This window comes from Leisingera aquimarina DSM 24565 (genome assembly GCF_000473165.1).
Classification (GTDB): Bacteria; Pseudomonadota; Alphaproteobacteria; order Rhodobacterales; family Rhodobacteraceae; genus Leisingera; species Leisingera aquimarina.
Window position 1 is genome coordinate 3275025 of sequence record NZ_KI421504.1, and the last position, 17142, is coordinate 3292166.

Annotated in this window: 14 protein-coding genes, 2 pseudogenes and 1 other annotated feature; of the genes and pseudogenes, 11 read left to right on the forward strand and 5 right to left on the reverse strand. The window is 61.4% G+C overall.

Going from position 1 to position 17142, the window contains the following annotated elements; translation table 11 throughout:
- Positions 1-8 precede the first annotated feature (8 nt).
- Positions 9-1642, reverse strand: a pseudogene (locus AQUI_RS28505) (NAD(P)H-hydrate dehydratase).
- Between the two features lie 170 nt (positions 1643-1812).
- Between AQUI_RS28505 and AQUI_RS0120370 the strand changes: the two are divergent.
- From AQUI_RS0120370 to AQUI_RS0120390, 4 genes are all read left to right on the forward strand, one after another.
- Positions 1813-2151, forward strand: coding sequence for a P-II family nitrogen regulator (locus AQUI_RS0120370; protein ID WP_008554830.1), 339 nt, complete (start codon positions 1813-1815; stop codon positions 2149-2151).
- Between the two features lie 45 nt (positions 2152-2196).
- Positions 2197-3603, forward strand: a complete 1407-nt coding sequence (gene glnA, locus AQUI_RS0120375) for a type I glutamate--ammonia ligase (protein WP_027259157.1) — start codon at positions 2197-2199, stop codon at positions 3601-3603.
- A gap of 184 nt (positions 3604-3787) precedes the next feature.
- Positions 3788-5035 carry an Hsp70 family protein gene (locus tag AQUI_RS0120385; RefSeq protein ID WP_027259158.1) on the forward strand — a complete coding sequence of 416 codons (1248 nt, stop codon included), beginning with the start codon at positions 3788-3790 and terminating at the stop codon, positions 5033-5035.
- A gap of 92 nt (positions 5036-5127) precedes the next feature.
- Positions 5128-5922 carry a lytic murein transglycosylase gene (locus tag AQUI_RS0120390; protein ID WP_027259159.1) on the forward strand — a complete coding sequence of 265 codons (795 nt, stop codon included), beginning with the start codon at positions 5128-5130 and terminating at the stop codon, positions 5920-5922.
- A gap of 40 nt (positions 5923-5962) precedes the next feature.
- On the opposite strand, the gene AQUI_RS30935 is transcribed toward AQUI_RS0120390, so the two are convergent.
- The gene (locus AQUI_RS30935; protein ID WP_156916889.1) at positions 5963-6178 is read right to left on the reverse strand and encodes a hypothetical protein; all 216 of its coding nucleotides are present in this window, start codon (positions 6176-6178) and stop codon (positions 5963-5965) included.
- 84 nt (positions 6179-6262) lie between these two features.
- On the opposite strand from AQUI_RS30935, the gene AQUI_RS29445 reads away from it, so the two are divergent.
- Positions 6263-7114 carry a hypothetical protein gene (locus AQUI_RS29445; RefSeq protein WP_051371948.1) on the forward strand — a complete coding sequence of 284 codons (852 nt, stop codon included), beginning with the start codon at positions 6263-6265 and terminating at the stop codon, positions 7112-7114.
- A gap of 176 nt (positions 7115-7290) precedes the next feature.
- On the opposite strand, the pseudogene AQUI_RS30940 reads toward AQUI_RS29445, so the two are convergent.
- Positions 7291-8789 (reverse strand): annotated as a pseudogene (locus AQUI_RS30940) (transposase); the annotation flags it as partial.
- Positions 8352-8470 (reverse strand) — a sequence feature (AL1L pseudoknot). It overlaps the preceding pseudogene by 119 nt.
- A 262-nt stretch (positions 8790-9051) precedes the next feature.
- Between AQUI_RS30940 and dddP the strand changes: the two are divergent.
- Positions 9052-10395 (forward strand): dimethylsulfonioproprionate lyase DddP, encoded by a 1344-nt coding sequence (dddP, locus tag AQUI_RS0120410; protein ID WP_027259160.1) that lies wholly within the window; start codon positions 9052-9054, stop codon positions 10393-10395.
- 68 nt (positions 10396-10463) lie between these two features.
- Here dddP and AQUI_RS0120415 read toward each other — a convergent pair whose 3' ends face one another.
- The gene (locus AQUI_RS0120415; RefSeq protein WP_027259161.1) at positions 10464-10997 is read right to left on the reverse strand and encodes an NUDIX hydrolase; all 534 of its coding nucleotides are present in this window, start codon (positions 10995-10997) and stop codon (positions 10464-10466) included.
- A 95-nt stretch (positions 10998-11092) separates the two neighbouring features.
- On the opposite strand from AQUI_RS0120415, the gene AQUI_RS0120420 reads away from it, so the two are divergent.
- Positions 11093-12328, forward strand: a complete 1236-nt coding sequence (locus AQUI_RS0120420; protein WP_027259162.1) for a bifunctional alpha/beta hydrolase/OsmC family protein — start codon at positions 11093-11095, stop codon at positions 12326-12328.
- Between the two features lie 138 nt (positions 12329-12466).
- Here AQUI_RS0120420 and AQUI_RS0120425 read toward each other — a convergent pair whose 3' ends face one another.
- A complete protein-coding gene (locus AQUI_RS0120425) occupies positions 12467-12805 on the reverse strand; it encodes a hypothetical protein (RefSeq protein WP_027259163.1) in 339 nt (112 codons plus the stop codon).
- A gap of 86 nt (positions 12806-12891) precedes the next feature.
- Here AQUI_RS0120425 and purB point away from each other — a divergent pair, with 86 nt between their 5' ends.
- The 4 genes from purB to AQUI_RS28525 all read left to right on the forward strand — a co-directional run bounded on the left by purB (position 12892) and on the right by AQUI_RS28525 (position 17140).
- Positions 12892-14196: an adenylosuccinate lyase gene (gene purB, locus AQUI_RS0120430; RefSeq protein WP_027259164.1), complete on the forward strand. Its 1305-nt coding sequence runs from the start codon at positions 12892-12894 to the stop codon at positions 14194-14196.
- A 161-nt stretch (positions 14197-14357) separates the two neighbouring features.
- Positions 14358-14891 (forward strand): tetratricopeptide repeat protein, encoded by a 534-nt coding sequence (locus tag AQUI_RS0120435; RefSeq protein WP_027259165.1) that lies wholly within the window; start codon positions 14358-14360, stop codon positions 14889-14891.
- Between the two features lie 74 nt (positions 14892-14965).
- A complete protein-coding gene (locus tag AQUI_RS0120440) occupies positions 14966-16072 on the forward strand; it encodes a flagellar motor switch protein FliG (protein ID WP_027259166.1) in 1107 nt (368 codons plus the stop codon).
- Between the two features lie 135 nt (positions 16073-16207).
- Positions 16208-17140 carry a lysophospholipid acyltransferase family protein gene (locus AQUI_RS28525; protein ID WP_035920133.1) on the forward strand — a complete coding sequence of 311 codons (933 nt, stop codon included), beginning with the start codon at positions 16208-16210 and terminating at the stop codon, positions 17138-17140.
- Positions 17141-17142: the final 2 nt, after the last annotated feature.

Sequence of the window (17142 nt, forward strand, 5' to 3'; positions counted from 1 at the left end):
CCGGACTTTTACAGACCCAGCTTGCGGAACACCGCGGGGATTTGCTCCGGCAGGTCCTCGGCGATCAGGCCGGGGCCGAATTCCAATGCGCATTCCACATGGATATAGGCGGCGGTTTCTGCCGCCTGCATCGGGGAGAACCCGCGCGCCATCAGCCCGGTGATGAACCCTGCCAGCACGTCCCCCGATCCGGCGGTGGCCAGCCAGGGGGCGGAGCGCTCGTAATGCGCGGAGTTGACCGAGCAGCGCCCGTCCGGCGCGGCGATCACCGTATCCGGCCCTTTGAACAGCACGACACAGCCTGCGCGTTTGGCGGCTTCTCGGGTGGCATCGACCTTGGAATAGGCCGGGCCTGTGGTGGCGGGTGCGTTCAGTTTCTCGGCCAGATCCGGGAACAGCCTGGCGAACTCTCCGCCATGCGGGGTGATCACACAGTTTTCGTGCAGGGCATCAAAGAGCGCCTCGGGTTTCAGCTCAAACCGGGTGAGTGCATCGGCATCCAGCACGGTGGGCCGCGTTTCCTTTAACGCCGCAAACACCATCGTCTGGGTGTCCGCCCCGCGGCCCATGCCCGGGCCGAGGCAAATAGCGCTCAGCCGTTCGTCTTCCATCAGCTCTGCCAGCCCATGCGCGCCATCGATCTGGCGCAGCATGATGGCGGTCAGGTTGGCGGCATTTTCAAACATCGCTGATCGCGGCGAGCCGACGGTGACCAGCCCCGCCCCGATGCGCAAAGCGCCTCGGGCCGCAAGCCGGGCCGCCCCGGTTTTGCCTGCGCCGCCGGAGAGGATAAGGGCGTGACCATGAGAATACTTATGTCCTGCAGCCTTCTTCAAGTCAGGCAGGTTTTCTTCTGTAAAAGGATTCATAGCCGCTCCGTCTGTTTGACTCACTGAGCTTATAGACCGATGTCTTTAACAATAACTTTTCCGCAGAAGTTTGGGCCTTCCCCCTCAACATGCCCATGCTTAGGCTTGTGGAACGTAACCGTAAGATGGGCGGGCAAGGCCCCGAAGTTCTTTCCAGTGTCGCTGCAAATTCCGCTTGGCAGGTCGATAGCCACAAACCTGTCCCCCTTAGGTTCATGCGCATATTGGTATTGAGCCGATGGCATGAACCCGTACCACATCTGCAAAGTATCAGAAGGCATTTCGCGGTTCATCCCCACGCCGAACAAAGCGTCTACAACCAGAAACTGACTGACGTCATCACCTTCGTAAGTGCTGCGGACTTTTTGGTCATCCCAATTCCGGACCGTTCCAACTTTAAGCCACCGCTCATAATTCACCTTGGCATCCGGCGGCAGCTTTTCCGCATTCCCATAGAGGAAAACGTCCACCTCCCAGCCGCGCTCCTTCAACAGCCGCGCCACTACAAATCCATCCCCGCCGTTATTGCCAGGGCCGCACAGAACCAAGGCCCGGCGCGGCTCTTCATCTTTCTCCAAATACTCCGGGGAGCGCGAGGGGCCGGCCCCTCGCCCGGCTGAAACCGGCTCCGCCAGCTCCGGCCACTCCTCAAAGATGGCCTCAACCACCCCTTGCCCGGCCCGCTCCATCAGTTCCAGTCCGGTTACTTCGCCGGACTCGATGGCCGCCTGTTCGATGGCCCGCATCTGGGCCGCGGTCAGCAGTTCGGTCAAGTTTTGCCCTTCCCCGATTCAATTCTGCGCACTTTTCGGGCGCAATGCTTAATTTTTAGGCAGATGGCTTCAAATCCCGCCTTCAAATGCCGCAGCTGCACAGCGGTGCATTGCTGCCTTCATTTAGAAGTGAAATGACACCCTCAACAAGCTTGCGAGGAGCCACGCCGATGAAAAAGATCGAAGCCATCATCAAGCCTTTTAAACTGGATGAGGTGAAGGAAGCGTTGCAGGACGTCGGCGTCCAGGGGCTTTCCGTCATCGAGGTCAAGGGCTTCGGCCGCCAGAAAGGCCACACCGAGCTGTACCGCGGCGCCGAATACGTGGTCGACTTCCTGCCCAAGGTGAAGGTCGAGGTGGTGCTGGACGACGATCAGGTCGACCAGGCGATCGAGGCCATCGTCGACGCCGCCAAGACCGACAAGATCGGCGATGGCAAAATCTTTGTCTCGCCTGTCGAGCAAGCGATCCGCATCCGTACCGGCGAGACCGGCCCGGACGCATTGTAAGTTAACAGCAAATCTCCAAGACATCTCTAAAGAAGGACTAAGGGAATGAGCGTAGACGCAGTTCTCAAGACTCTCCGTGAAGACGACGTCGCCTATGTCGACATCCGTTTCACCGACGTGCGCGGCCGCCTGCAGCACGTGACCGTGGATGTGGATCTGGTCGACGAAGACTTCCTGGAAGAAGGCTTCATGTTCGACGGCTCCTCCATCGCCGGCTGGAAGTCGATTGAAAACTCCGACATGAAACTGATGGCTGACACCACGTCCGCCTACATCGATCCGTTTTATGCCGAGAAAACCCTCTGCATTCATTGCTCGATTGTTGAGCCCGACACCGGCGAAGCCTATGAGCGCGACCCGCGCGGCACCGCTCAGAAGGCCGAAGCCTACCTCAAGTCCTCCGGCATCGGCGATGTGGCCTATATGGGTCCGGAAGCGGAATTCTTCCTGTTTGACGACGTGCGTTACTCCAACACCATCAACAAGGTGTCTTATGAGGTTGACGCGACCGACGGCTCCTGGAACACCGACGCCGAATTCGAGATGGGCAACATGGGCCACCGCCCGGGCCTGAAGGGCGGCTATTTCCCGGTGAACCCGACCGACGAAGCGCAGGACCTGCGTTCGGAAATGCTGTCGACCATGAAGCGTCTGGGCATGAAGGTCGACAAGCACCACCACGAGGTTGCCTCCTGCCAGCACGAGCTGGGCCTGATCTTTGACAGCCTGACCAAACAGGCCGACGAGCTGCAGAAGTACAAATATGTGATCCACAACGTGGCGCACGCCTATGGCAAATCGGCCACCTTCATGCCGAAGCCGATCTATGGCGACAACGGTTCCGGCATGCACGTCAACATGTCGATCTGGAAAGACGGCAAGCCGCTGTTTGCCGGCGACAAATACGCTGACCTCAGCCAGGAAGCGCTGTATTTCATCGGCGGCATCCTGAAGCATTCCAAGACTTTGAATGCCTTCACCAACCCGTCCACCAACTCCTACAAACGCCTGATCCCCGGTTTTGAAGCCCCGGTTCTGCGCGCCTACTCCGCCCGCAACCGCTCCGGCTGCGTGCGTATTCCGTGGACCGAAAGCCCGAAAGCCAAACGCGTCGAGGCCCGCTTCCCCGATCCGGCGGCCAACCCCTACCTGTGCTTTGCCGCGCTGCTGATGGCCGGCCTGGACGGCATCAAGAACAAGATCGATCCCGGCGAAGCCATGGACAAGAACCTGTATGATTTGCCGGCCGAAGAGCTGGAAGGCATCCCGACCGTCTGCGGCTCTCTGCGTGAAGCTGTTGACGCGCTGGCCGCCGACCACGATTTCCTGCTGCAGGGCGACGTGTTCACCAAAGACCAGATCGACGGCTATATCGAGCTGAAGATGGAAGAGGTGCACAAGTACGAGCACACGCCCCATCCGGTCGAATTCGGCATGTACTACAGCTGCTAAGCTGCACAGTCATGACTGTGAAAGGGCGTCCTTCGGGGCGCCCTTTTTCCGTTCAAGGGGCGCGTTCGGCTGATAAGCTCTCCCATCTCCCGCTGCGCCCCGCAAGCAGTGCGGCTTTTTCTTGCTCTTGTTTTGCGGCTGCTGTATCCCGGCCCGCTCCCCGCCAGCGAAAGGAGCCTGTTCCATGACTGCCCCCAACACCCTTGGTATCGACTTTGGCACCTCCAATTCGGCGGCCGGGATTGCCGTGGGTGGCCGCCCCTGGCTGGTGGAGATGGAACCGGGAGAGCAGACCCTGCCAACGGCGGTGTTCTTTGACGAGGGCAGCCGCAGCATGCGGATCGGCCACAGCGCCACACGGGCGCTGATCAACGGTGATGAGGGGCGTTTCATGCGCGCCTTGAAAAGCCTGCTCGGCACGCCGCTGCTGCACGAGGAACGGCGGCTGGGCGGCGAGCGGATCAGCTTTGGCACCCTCATCGCCCGCTTTCTGGCCGAGATGAAGACCCGCGCCGAGACGGCAACGCATATGGACTTTACACATGCGCTGTCCGGCCGGCCGGTTCGGTTTCATTCCAAGGATGAAGCCCGCAATATTCAGGCCGAAAAAGATCTGCGCGCCTGTTACTTGGACGCGGGCTTTCAGGATGTGCTGTTCATGTATGAGCCGGAAGCAGCCCTGCGGGCCGCAGCACCTGCACCGGGCCGCGGGCTGATTGTCGATATCGGCGGCGGCACCTCGGACTTCACCGCCTTTGAACAGGACGCAAATGGCGCAACCCGTATCCTGGCCTCGCACGGGGTGCGGCTGGGCGGCACCGATTTCGACCGGCAGCTGAGCATCCATCATGTCATGCCGCTGCTAGGGCGCGGCAGCCAGATCCGCAATATCTTTGGCGGCGGCACCCTGCCCGCCCCGAACCGGCTGTTCAACGATCTGGCGACCTGGCAGATGATCCCTTTCCTCTACAGTCCGGAAAGCCGCCGGGCAGCAAAGGATCTGGCCGCCAATGCGGTTGAGCCGGGCCGGTTGGCCAGGCTGGTTGACGTGTTGGAGGACGAACTGGGCCACGAGCTGGCCTTTGCGGTCGAGCGCGGCAAGATCCAGGCCAACACGGCAGGCGGCGCGGCAGTCATCGACCTGAAACTGTTGCAGCGCGGCCTGTCGGTGCCGCTGCCCGCCGCTGAGATGAACCAGACGCTGGCGGAACAGACCGAAGCCATCGGGGCTTGCGCCGCCGAGACATTGGCGCAGGCTGGCATAACAGCGGGCAATGTAGACAGAATCGTGCTGGTCGGCGGCTCTTCGCTGCTGGCGGCGGTTCAGGTGCAAATGCAGAGGCTTTGCCCAAATGCCCGCGTTGAAACAGGAAATGCCATGACCGCAGTGGCGGACGGTCTTGCCCTGGCAGCCGGAACCGCCTTCACTTAGGTAAATGGGAACCATGCACAGCTTTTCCCGTTAGACACGGGCTGCCAGCACGTTAGGCTGCAAGGCACGAGTCACATTTCGAGAGTTCTTTCATGCGCCGCCTGCTGGCCTCTGCCCTGATTTCCGCCCTGCTTGCTTCCCCTGCCCTGGCCGCCACCTGCGGCAATACCTCTGCCGGGTTTGACGCCTGGAAGCAGGACTTCCAGCGCGAGGCCAAGCGCGCAGGCGTGCGTAAGGCGGGGCTGCAGGCGCTGGCCAATGCGCAGTATGCCCGCCGTACCATCTCCGCTGACCGCAACCAGAAGAGCTTTAAGTACTCGCTGGAAAAATTCATGCAGATCCGCGGCTCGGCGACCATCGTGGCGCAGGGCCGCAAGCGAAAGGCGCGCAACCCGGATTTCTATGCCGCGCTGGAGCGGAAATACGGCGTGCCCGCAGGTGTGCTGATCGCCATCCACGGGATGGAAACCGCGTTTGGCAACTATATGGGCGACAGCCAGGTGGTTTCGGCCATTGTGACGCTGACCTATGATTGCCGCCGTTCGGACTTCTTCCGTCCGCATGCGCTGGGGGCGCTGAAGCTGGTGGATCAGGGCGCCATCACCCCGGCCACGCTGGGCGCCAAGCACGGCGAGCTGGGCCATACTCAGTTCCTGCCCGGCAATGCGCTGCAATACGGCGTGGACTGGGACGGCAACGGGCGGGTGGATTTCTACAACATGGGGGATGCGATGGCCTCCACCGCGAATTACCTGCGTCAAAGGGGCTGGAAACCCGGCAAGGGCTATCAGCAGGGCGAGCCGAACTACCGGGTTCTGAAGCAATGGAACGCGGCAACGGTCTATCAGCAGTCGCTGGCGATCATGGGGCGCCAGATCGACCGCTAACCAGCGTCTTTTTCAAAGTGCCGCTGATATCTGCGCCCGTTCATTTGCGGGCTGCGAAAACCAGCAGCTGACCGCCCCAGGAACAGTGCAGGCGATTCCCGAATAATTGTAGGCTCTGGGGCATCAATGTGTCCGGCCTTCGCCACAGTTGAGCCGTATTCCAGCCCGCAGCGCTTACCTCTTTCGATAAAAATTGTTTGAAAGCAATATCTTCAACAACGCCGCATTTCCTGCACTTCTGTTCTTCTGTTTTCATTCAGATCCTTAATTCCTGCCCCACTTTCAACTCCTTCAAATTTTAATCTTCTTCCATCGGCACCCTGAATGGAGGATCCGGACGATGGCAGAAAACATGCAGTATACAGGCAGGCTGGGCCTGGAGAGCCGCGACACCGGAACTCTTTCGGCTGCGGTTTCCGCGGTTGTGGACACGCTTGAGGACTTCGGGCATCCAGCCGAGACGATCGCCGCCCGCGCCGAGAATACCGCCAGGCTGCAATGCGACCACTACCATGTAACGGTCCGGCTGCGCCGGGTGCCCTTGCGGCGCTCCAGCAAACTGACCAGCAGCATAATGCAGCCCTCGGCGCTTCTGGAATTGTCGCTGTCCCCGGTCTTCCCAGGCTATTGCGACCAGGAGATCTCGGAATTGCTGCTGGCGGAAATGCTGCGGCGGCTGCTGCCGGCGGTTGATGCGACTTCTGTTGAATGGCTCGATACCGAAATCGCGCTGACTTGCGAACAGTTCCTTGGTGTTTTTGCCCCCGGTAACGGTCAGCCGGAACACACGCATCTGCCTGTTTCTGCCACTGCAGAAGCCTCTGCAAACCTCTATCAGCAGGCCGGGTCTGCCAAACCGCGCGGACATGACCGGTTCACACCGGTTGAGCAAACCGCACCTCAGCTGGAAGCCCATTGCGACCGTGCCTTCCAAGCGGCCAATGCCGGCCTCATCAGCGAAACTGCCGCGGATACCGTCGGGCTGATCCACGCCCGCATCCGCAACCCGGCACCGGCTGGCTTTGCGCGCATCAGCTGGGGCAGCCAGCTGCGGGCCACGGCCCTGGCCGCGGTCACTCTGGCCGGCACCCGCCGCCTGCGCTTCATAAGCCATCTGCTGCTGCTGACAGCCCTGTTCCTTTATCTGGAAAGCGCTGGCATGGTTCAGGCCGCGCGCCCGCTGCTGCCCTGACCTCAGGATTTGCCGCCGGCCGCTGCCGGCCACTGAGGCATTACGTCCGTCCGTGCCGCAGGATAGCTCTAGATGGCGAACACAACCGCTCGGGTCTGCCGCATGCCTGTTGCGCCTCTTTGTGTCACTGCCGGCGAACCGCCCCGGGTTTGCCGGAGGCTGATTTCAGTTAGTTGCGCGGCAATGTCCTCAGTTTCCAGGGCGGCGTAGAAATTGGCCTCTGCTTCTGCCGGCGGAATGTTCCCGATAGGCTCGAGCAGGCGGCGGCTGTTGAACCAGTCCACCCATTCGAGTGTTGCGTATTCCGCTGCCTCGAAGTTGCGCCAAGGGCCGCGGCGGTGAACGGCCTCGGCCTTGAACAAGCCGTTGATCGTCTCGGCCAAGGCATTGTCGTAACTGTCTCCGGCGCTGCCGGCAGAGGGCTCGATACCAGCTTCTCCCAACCGCTCTGTGTATTTGATCGACAGGTATTGGCTGACCCACTGCGTGACAGGCGATGCGAGCATCGCCGAGAACGGCGGCCGGAGTGGTGAACAAGCCCCATCGCCTTTGCCGGCCGCCGCTCGTGAACAGCCTGCTCCAGAGCATCGAGAACGAACCCGGCATGCGCCGGGGTGCTGACACGACCCATTGACCGGCAGGCGATTTGGCCATGCCAAATCTGCCGAGAGGGGGCCGGCGATCTTGCGGGCATAGGCATCAATGAGCGAGCCATTGAAGGCGCCATTGGTTCGAGCCCAATGGCGAGCGGCGGCATCGGCGAACCCTTTCCAGGTGGCGGCATAGGTGAAACCGCTGACCCAGAGCATGTTGGGCGCGGGCACACGGAATTGCCGGTTTGCTTTGTCCATCCACTGCCCGGCAGCACATGCGCAGCATGTGCGAGAGGGGGCATGGGGCCTTCTTGCCAGGCATCGTGGTTTTGTGAGGCTTGCCCCGGAGCGAGCCTTTGTCCGCCATTGGTCCGAGGACAATGGCGAGCGCCTTGAATACCCATGCCCTTCATCAGCCGAGCAACCGTGCAGCGGGCGGCGTCAAAGCCTTCCCGCTGCAATTGCCGCCAGACCTTCCGCACGCCATAGACCCGCCAGTTCTCTTCGAAAACCCGCCGGATCTCGGGCCGCAATGCCGCGTCACGCCGGGCACGCTCCGACAACCGGGCCGGACCGGCCCGCTTCGCCAGGTGCTCATAATACGTGGAAGGGGCAATCGGCAGGAATGAGACATGCCGCGCCATTGGTCCGAGCGGCAATGGCGAATGCAGATCGGCTCGCCCCCATGCTCCGCGCGATGCATGCCGGTAAATGACACCATCACTTCGACCGGCGGCCGAGCGCCGCCATCGCAAAATACGCGGAGGCTTTGCGGAGGATCTCGTTCGCCTGGCGCTGCTCGCGGTTTTCCCGCTCCAGCGCCTTCATCTTGCCGGCTGCATCTGTTGGCACGCCCGCCCGCTTGCCGCTGTCGGCTTCTGCCTTCTTAACCCACTCATTCAGCGTATGCGCCGAACAGCCGGTCTTTGCGGAGATCGACATGATCGCCTGCCAACGGGAACCGTGCTGGCCGTTCGCCATTGGGCGCGAACCAATGGCGCCTCAATGGCTCACTTGTCCAGCACCAGCCGCACCGCACGCTCGCGGACCTCAGGAGAATACTTGTTTGTTGTCTTGCTCATTGTGGCTTCATCCTAATCAGGAGGTGAAGCCTCCGGAAAACCCGGGGCGGTTCACTTCGAAACCCGCACGGCTGAAACAGCACCGGATCCTGAAACCTAATCGCATAAAAGCGCCGCCATGCCCCCCGGCCTGCGCAACGGCATTCAGCTGCGGTGCTGCAGCATGGGTCAGAAACGACTGTAATACCCGTCGTTTTCTGCAGCGAATCTACCGGCAGACGGCGGCACATTGGACAGACCTGTGCAGCGACGGAGGCCACGCATGAACGAGCATTACCGCGACATCCGCAAGATCGACCCCACCCGCGGTGCCAATCTGGGCGACAACACACCGAACAACAATGACCGCGTCGAAATCGGCCCGACCCAGCTGGCTTTTGGCGAATGGGCCGAAGCCGGACTGCAGCTGCCCGATTTGCAGGCCATGCGCAGTTTCCGCTGGGAGCGGCTGACCCGTTTCATCAACGACCGCGGCTACGCCGGCCTTCTGGTGTTTGACCCGCTGAACATCCGCTATGCCACTGATAGCACCAATATGCAGCTGTGGAACACCCACAACCCGTTCCGCGCTCTGCTGATCTGCGCTGACGGCTATATGGTGCTGTGGGACTACAAACAGTCGCCGTTCCTCAGCGAATTCAACCCCCTTGTGCGTGAGCAGCGCGCTGGCGCGGACCTGTTTTACTTCGACCGCGGCGACAAGGTGGATGTGGCAGCGGATGTGTTCTCCAACGAGGTCCGCAAACTGCTTGAGGAACACAGCGGCAGCAACAAACGCCTGGCAGTGGACAAGGTCATGCTGCACGGGCTGCGCGCGCTGGAAGCACAAGGCCTGGAGATCGTTCCTGGCGAAGAGCTGACCGAGAAATGCCGCGCTGTGAAAGGCCCGGATGAAATCCTGGCGATGCGCTGCGCCAGCCATGCCTGCGAAACCGCAGTGGCGGCAATGGAGGTTTTCGCCCGCGAAAACGTGCCCGGCGGCAATATCTCGGAAGACGACGTCTGGGCAGTGCTGCACGCCGAAAACATCCGCCGCGGCGGCGAGTGGATTGAAACCCGGCTGCTGGCCTCCGGCCCGCGCACCAACCCGTGGTTCCAGGAATGCGGCCCCCGCATCATCCAAAACAATGAAATGATCAGTTTTGATACCGATCTGGTGGGGTCCTATGGCATCTGCATCGATATCTCGCGCAGCTGGTGGATCGGCGATGAGAAACCGCGCGCCGACATGGTCTATGCCATGCAGCACGGGGTTGAGCATATCCGCCACAACATGGAAATGCTGAAGCCCGGCGTGAACATTCAGGAGCTGTCCAGGGCCTGCCACCCGCTGGATCCGCAGTTCCAAAAGCAGAAATACGGCTGCATGATGCACGGTGTCGGCCTGTGTGATGAATGGCCGCTGGTCGCCTATCCGGATCAGATGGTCGAGGGCGCCTTTGACTATGAACTGGAGCCGGGCATGGTGCTTTGTGTCGAGGCGCTGATCTCCCCCGAGGGCGGCGATTTCTCGATCAAGCTAGAAGATCAGGTGCTTATCACCGAGGACGGCTATGAGAATCTGACCAAATACCCGTTCGATAAGGAACTGATGGGCGAATCCTGACGCGAACAACCGGCCCCGCCTGTACAGGCGGGGCCGGGACATCCTGCGGCGCCGTCAGGCGCCTCCGCTTAATAACAGCTGAGCTTTTCACGCAGCACCAGAACGCCCGGTGACTCCGTCACCTCCTCCAGCCGGTCCAGCGGCACCCAGGCCAGCGCATAGGATTCCCCGCTCACGGCAATTTCCCAGGCCTCCGCCTGGAACAGATACCGTACGTCATAATGCAGATGCGCGCGGTCCTTCGCAGTTTGCCGGATTTCGTGAATATCCACATCAAACACCTGGCCGGACAGCGGCTTGATCCGGGACAGTCCGCTTTCCTCATAGGCTTCTTTCAGCGCGACAAACGGCACGTCGGCAATGCCGTCGCAATGGCCGCCCAACTGCAGCCAGCGGTCCAGCTTACGGTGATGGGTCAGCAGAACGCTTGTCCTGTCCGGTGACATCACAAACGCAGAACCGGTGACATGGCCCGTCTCAGGATTACGGCTGAAGGCCTGAGGCTCGCTTTCGCAAAACACCCGCAAACGCCTCCACATATCCCGGTCGCGGGCTGTCCGAAGCTTGTAACATCCAACACCGCTCAGGCTCATTACGCTCATCTGCCTTCACCTTCCCGTGACGTTGCGGGCTGCCGCCTTGTTCAGGGCCCATTGCGCGCTCAATCTATGCAGAACACCCAACAAAGGCCACGTCCATGCCCGCTGAACGCGTCTCCTTCCCCGGCCATGCCGGAACACCCCTTGCCGCCCGCCTTGACTTGCCCGAGGGACCGGTCCTTGCAACGGCGCTGTTTGCCCATTGCTTTACCTGCTCCAAAGACATCCCGGCCGCGCGGCGGATTGCCGGGCGGCTGGCGGCGATGGGGATCGCGGTGCTACGGTTTGATTTCACCGGATTGGGGCATTCCGAGGGGGAGTTCGAAAACACCTCCTTCAGTTCCAATGTCGCGGATCTGATCATGGCGGCGCAATATCTGGCCTCGCGCGGCATGGCGCCCTCGTTGCTTATCGGCCATTCGCTGGGCGGCGCGGCGGTGCTGCGGGCGCGGGCAGGCATCCCGTCTGTCAAAGGCGTGGTGACACTGGGCGCGCCGTTCGATCCCGGCCATGTCTCGCACCATTTTGACGCGGCACTGCCGGAGATCGAGGCAAAGGGACGCGCTGAAGTCTGCCTGGGCGGACGGCCGTTTGTGATCGGCAAGGAGTTCGTCGACGATATCAACGCCGAAGCACTGGCGCCTGCAATTGCGGAACTGAAGGCGGCACTGCTGGTGCTGCATGCCCCGCGGGATGAAACAGTAAGCATCGAAAATGCGGCCTCAATCTTTACCGCGGCAAAACACCCCAAAAGCTTTGTCACCCTGGATGATGCCGATCACCTGATCACCCGCGCAGCCGATGCGGAATATGCCGCCGAGGTGATTGCCGCCTGGGCCGGGCGCTATGTCAGAATGGCCCCGCCCGCGCCGCCGCCCGGTGCGCCCGAAGGCATCCTGCGGGTGACCGAGGCGGACTCGGAGGGCTTCTTGCAGGACGTGCAATCCGGCCCTTATCACCACACCTATGCAGATGAGCCGTTGGCCTATGGCGGCACCAATCGCGGCATGTCGCCTTATGGCTTCGTGGCGGCCGGGCTCGGCGCCTGCACCTCGATGACGCTGCGCATGTATGCCCGCCGCAAGGGCTGGCCGCTGGAAGGGATCAGCGTCGATATCAGCCACGACAAGGTGCATGCCCAGGATGCCCAGCCGACGGGACCAGCCAAAATCGACCAGTTCACCCGGGTGATCCACCTCTGCGGCCCATTGAGCGATGAACAGCGGACCAAGCTTATGGAGATTGCCGACAAATGCCCGGTACACCGGACCCTGGAAAGCGGCGCCAAAGTGGTGACACATCTGGAAACCTCACACCAGGCGGAAACTGTGTAACTGTCAAAAACCAGAGACCTCCCGCGCCCGGCCGTTGCAGGAAACCTGCAACGGCAGCGGCCTTGGGCCCGGCGCCGGGCCCAGCTGCGGCAGGCCTTCGCCAGAAGGCCGCAACGCAGGCGGGAGCCCCCCTTGCTGTCAGTCAGAGTAACGGCCTGTGGTGATGTCGCCGCCCTCGCCAACAAACCGCAAAGCCTCACCGTCGCTTTCCAAAACAAAACAAGCCCACAGGTCCGACGGCGGCCAGGTGGAGCAGTATTTGCTGTCCCGCACGCCCCAATAGCCCCAGCTGTCATGGCCGGCATTGTACAAGGTCCGGCCCGTGGCCCGGAACTCCTGCCAGGCACCGCTGCCGTAGGTCAGCTTGCGCCCTTCCAGCGCTGCCTGCACTTCCTCTCCGCTCAACGCCCGCCATTCCGCCGCCGCAAGCGGCGAAACTGTCAATGATACCGCAATCATCAGGGCAATGTGCCTCATGTCCGCCTCCCAGCCTTGCTGTCACGCCTTACCTGATCTAATAGGCCGGGCATCTGCTGCACAATCACATAAAGGTGCTTTCGCCCATGATCCCCCGCTATGCCCGCCCCGAGATGGTCGCCATCTGGTCGCCTGAGACCAAATTCAAGATCTGGTACGAAATCGAGGCCCATGCCTGCGAAGCCATGGCAAACCTTGGCGTGATCCCGCGCGAAAATGCTGATGCCGTGTGGAAAGCCAAGGACGTGGAGTTTGACGTCGCCCGCATCGACGAGATTGAAGCCGTCACCAAACACGACGTCATCGCCTTCCTCACCCATCTGGCTGAGCATGTCGGCTCTGAGGAAGCCCGCTTTGTGCATCAGGGCATGACTTCGTCGGATGTGCTGGACACCTGCCTGAACGTGCAGCTGGTGCGTGCCGCCGATATTCTGCTGGACGGCATGGACAAGCTGCTGGCCGCGCTGAAGAAACGCGCGTTGGAGCATAAAAACACCGTCCGTGTGGGCCGCAGCCACGGCATTCACGCTGAACCCACCACCATGGGCCTGACCTTTGCCCGCTTCTACGCCGAGATGGACCGCAACAAGAACCGTCTGGAAAAAGCCCGCTGGGAAGTCGCCACCGGCGCGATCTCGGGCGCGGTCGGCACTTTTGCCAATGTCGATCCGGCGGTCGAGGACCACGTCTGCGAACAGCTGGGCCTGCGGCCTGAGCCGATCTCCACCCAGGTGATCCCGCGCGACCGCCACGCGATGTTCTTTGCCACCCTCGGCGTCATTGCGTCCTCGATCGAAAACGTTGCTGTGGAAATCCGCCATATGCAGCGCACCGAGGTTCTGGAAGGTGCTGAATTCTTCTCGATGGGCCAGAAAGGCTCGTCGGCAATGCCGCACAAGAAGAACCCGGTTTTGACCGAAAACCTGACGGGTCTTGCGCGTCTGGTCCGCATGACCGTTGTGCCTGCGATGGAAAACGTGGCGCTGTGGCACGAGCGCGACATCTCGCATTCCTCCGTGGAACGCGGCATCGGCCCCGACGCCACCGTCACCCTGGACTTTGCCCTGCACCGTCTGGCGGGTGTCATCGACAAAATGCTGGTGTTCCCCGAGAACATGCTGGACAACATGAATAAATTCCCAGGTCTGGTGATGTCGCAGCGGGTGCTGCTGGCGCTGACCCAGGCCGGCGTCAACCGTGAAGACGCCTATGCCATGGTGCAGCGCAACGCGCTGAAGGTCTGGGAAGAGCGCGTTGACTTCCGCGAGCTGCTGCTGGCGGATGCGGACGTGGTTGCCGCCCTCGGCGAAGAGGCGATCAACGAGAAATTCGACATGGGCTACCACACCAAACATGTCGACACGATCTTCAAGCGCGTGTTCGGCGAATAAGCCTTCCCTGACAGAGCATCTCAGCGCCCTGCCTTTTGGCGGGGCGTTTTTGTTTGCAGTCCGAAAAATTTCACCAACGCATATTTGATATGAATAAATTGGCCGGCCCACGGGTTGTAAGGGTACATTGATCACCAATTTATGCATCTGGAGATGACGACATGCGTTATTTTGCTCTCGCCGCTGCCTTGACCCTGCCGATGACGGCTTTTGCCGCAAGCGGCAACGACTGGAACCCGCCGAAACCCACCCAGACCACCAAGGAGTGCAAAGGCAAGCGGGTTTGGGACGACCAGAAGAAACGCTGCGTGCGCCCCAAGAAATCCTCGCTGAACCAGCAAGAGCTGCTGGGCGCGGTGCGCGAGCTGGCCTATGCCGGCCGTCAGGAGGACGCGCAGGCGGTGCTGGGCGCAATGGCGGACCAGCAGGACTCGCTAGTGCTGACCTATTGGGGGTTCACCCATCGCAAACTAGGCAATTTGGACGTGGCGCAGGCCTATTATGATCAGGCATTGGCACGCGATCCGGATAACATCCTTGCCCGTTCGTATATGGGGCAAGGCCTTGTGGAACAGGGAAAATACGGCGCAGCCCTGGTACAGTGGAAAGAGATCAAGGCACGCGGCGGTGACGGCAGCTGGGCCGAAGCATCGCTGCGCAACGCCTTGGAAACAGGTGCATCCCACAGCTACTAGCTTCAGCCTTTCTTTACGGCTTGCGGCGTATCTTTGCCTCCATGATCAAGAAGAATCTTTGGTAGGGTGCGAGAATGCCTCAAGACAACATGCTGGCGCTTCCGATGGCTTCAGGCGGGCCGGATCTGGGTGGGTTCGGTGCCCCGGCCCCTCTGGGCGCGGGGGGCGGCAGCGGGCTGAGCGGCAAGGCCAAGGCCGCAATTATCGTCCGGCTGCTGCTGAATGAAGGCGCGGAAATCCCGTTGGAGGAGCTGCCTGACGACCTGCAGCTGGAGTTGACCCAGCAGATGGGCAAGATGAGCATTGTCGACCGTGACACGCTGAACGCGGTCGCGGGCGAATTTGCCGATTTGCTGGACAATATCGGCCTGCATTTCCCCAACGGTCTGGCCGGTGCGCTGAATGCCATGCAGGGCAAGATCAGCCGCCACACCCACAGCCGCCTTCGCAAGGAGGCCGGTGTGCGCCAGTTCGGCGACCCCTGGGAGCGGTTGAAACAGCTGCCGCCCGAAGATCTGGCCGGCTTGGCCGAGGCGGAAAGCACCGAAGTGGCTGCGGTTTTGCTGTCCAAACTGGACACCGCCAAGGCGGCGCAAATGCTGGTGCATCTGCCTGGCCCGATTGCCCGCCGCATCACCTATGCCGTCAGCCACACCGCCAATGTGACGCCCGACACCGTGGACCGGATCGGCCTGTCGCTTGCCGCCCAGGTCGAAGCCCGGCCCGATCTCGCCTTTGATGAGACCCCGGGCCAGCGTCTTGGCGGCATCCTGACCGAGGCGGCGGCAGCCAAGCGCGACGAGGTGCTGACCGCGCTGGACGAAGAGGATGAGGACTTCGCCATCAAGGTGCGCAAAGCGATCTTTACTTACGCCCTGATCGGCGAACGGATGCAGCCGATCGACGTGCCCAAGCTGATGCGGGTGCTATCGCAGCCGGATCTGGTCACGGCCATGGCCTTTGCCACCGACGAAGAAGACGTTGCCACAAATGAATTCCTGCTCAAGAACATGTCCAGCCGGATGGCCGACAACATCCGCGAAGAGGTGGGCGAGCGCGGCAAAGTCAAGCGCAGCGATGGCGAGGCGGCGTTCAGCATGATCATCTCGGCCATGCGCGATTTGGTAGCAACAGGCGAAATCGATCTGAAGTCCGACGAGGATGAGGAGGAAGGCGGCTAAGATCCGCCGCATATTCCGGTTCGGCAGGCGCGCAGATCATTCTGTCCGCGCCTGCGAGCGGCTTGTACCTGCCGGTCCGGCTGCGTATGATGCGGGCTTCCGGGCGCATTCCCGCGCCGCAACCATCCAGACGCCATGCCCGTAGATCCTTCCGAGCTCTCCACCTGGAGCCATGTCAAATATTATGGCAGCAACCTGTTTCTGCGCGGGCTGCTGGTCGGCACCCGGCTGATCCCCTATGGGCTGCGGGTGCCCATGATGGGCCGGCTGGTCACAGCCATGGGCCGGCTGGCCGGGTTCGACAAACGGGTGCGCAACAACCTGGATCTTGTCGGCCCCGAGCTGTCGGAAATTGATCCCGGCGCGCTTTACCGGGATGTCAGCGACAATGCGGGCCGGATGATAGCTGAAATCTATGCCGGTGCTCCCTTTCACGCCCGCGCCAAGGCAGCCCCCATTTCCGGGCCTGGCCTGAAAGCGCTGGAAGAGGCCCGTGCGGCAGGGCGCCCGGTTCTGCTGGCGACGGCGCATTTCGGCAACTACGACGCTGCCCGCGCGGCGCTGTTTGCCCGCGGTTTCGAGATGGGCGCGCTATACCGCCGTATGGCCAACCCGTATTTCAACGACCATTACGTGGCAGCAATCAAAGGCAACGGCGAGCCTCTGTTCGAACAGGGAAAGCGCGGCATGGTCGAGCTTGTCCGGCATTTGAAAAAGGGCGGTATCGCCGCCATCGTCACCGATCTGCACGCCCAGGGCGGCGAATTGATCGACTTCTTCGGCAAGCCTGCGGTCACCTCCACCGTGCCGGCCGAACTGGCACTGAAATTCGGCGCTGCTGTCATCCCTGTTTACGCGGTGCGCCAGGACAACGGTCTGGATTTCGAGATTGTGATGAGTGCGGAAATTCCGCATTCAGATCCGCTCACCATGACTAAATCGTTGAGCGCAGATCTGGAAGCCATCGTGCGCAAGCACACCGGCCAATGGTTCTGGATCCACCGCCGCTGGAAACCCTATGTGCCGCGGCCCAAACCCGGCAAGAAGGCAAAACCCGAGGCAGGCTGATC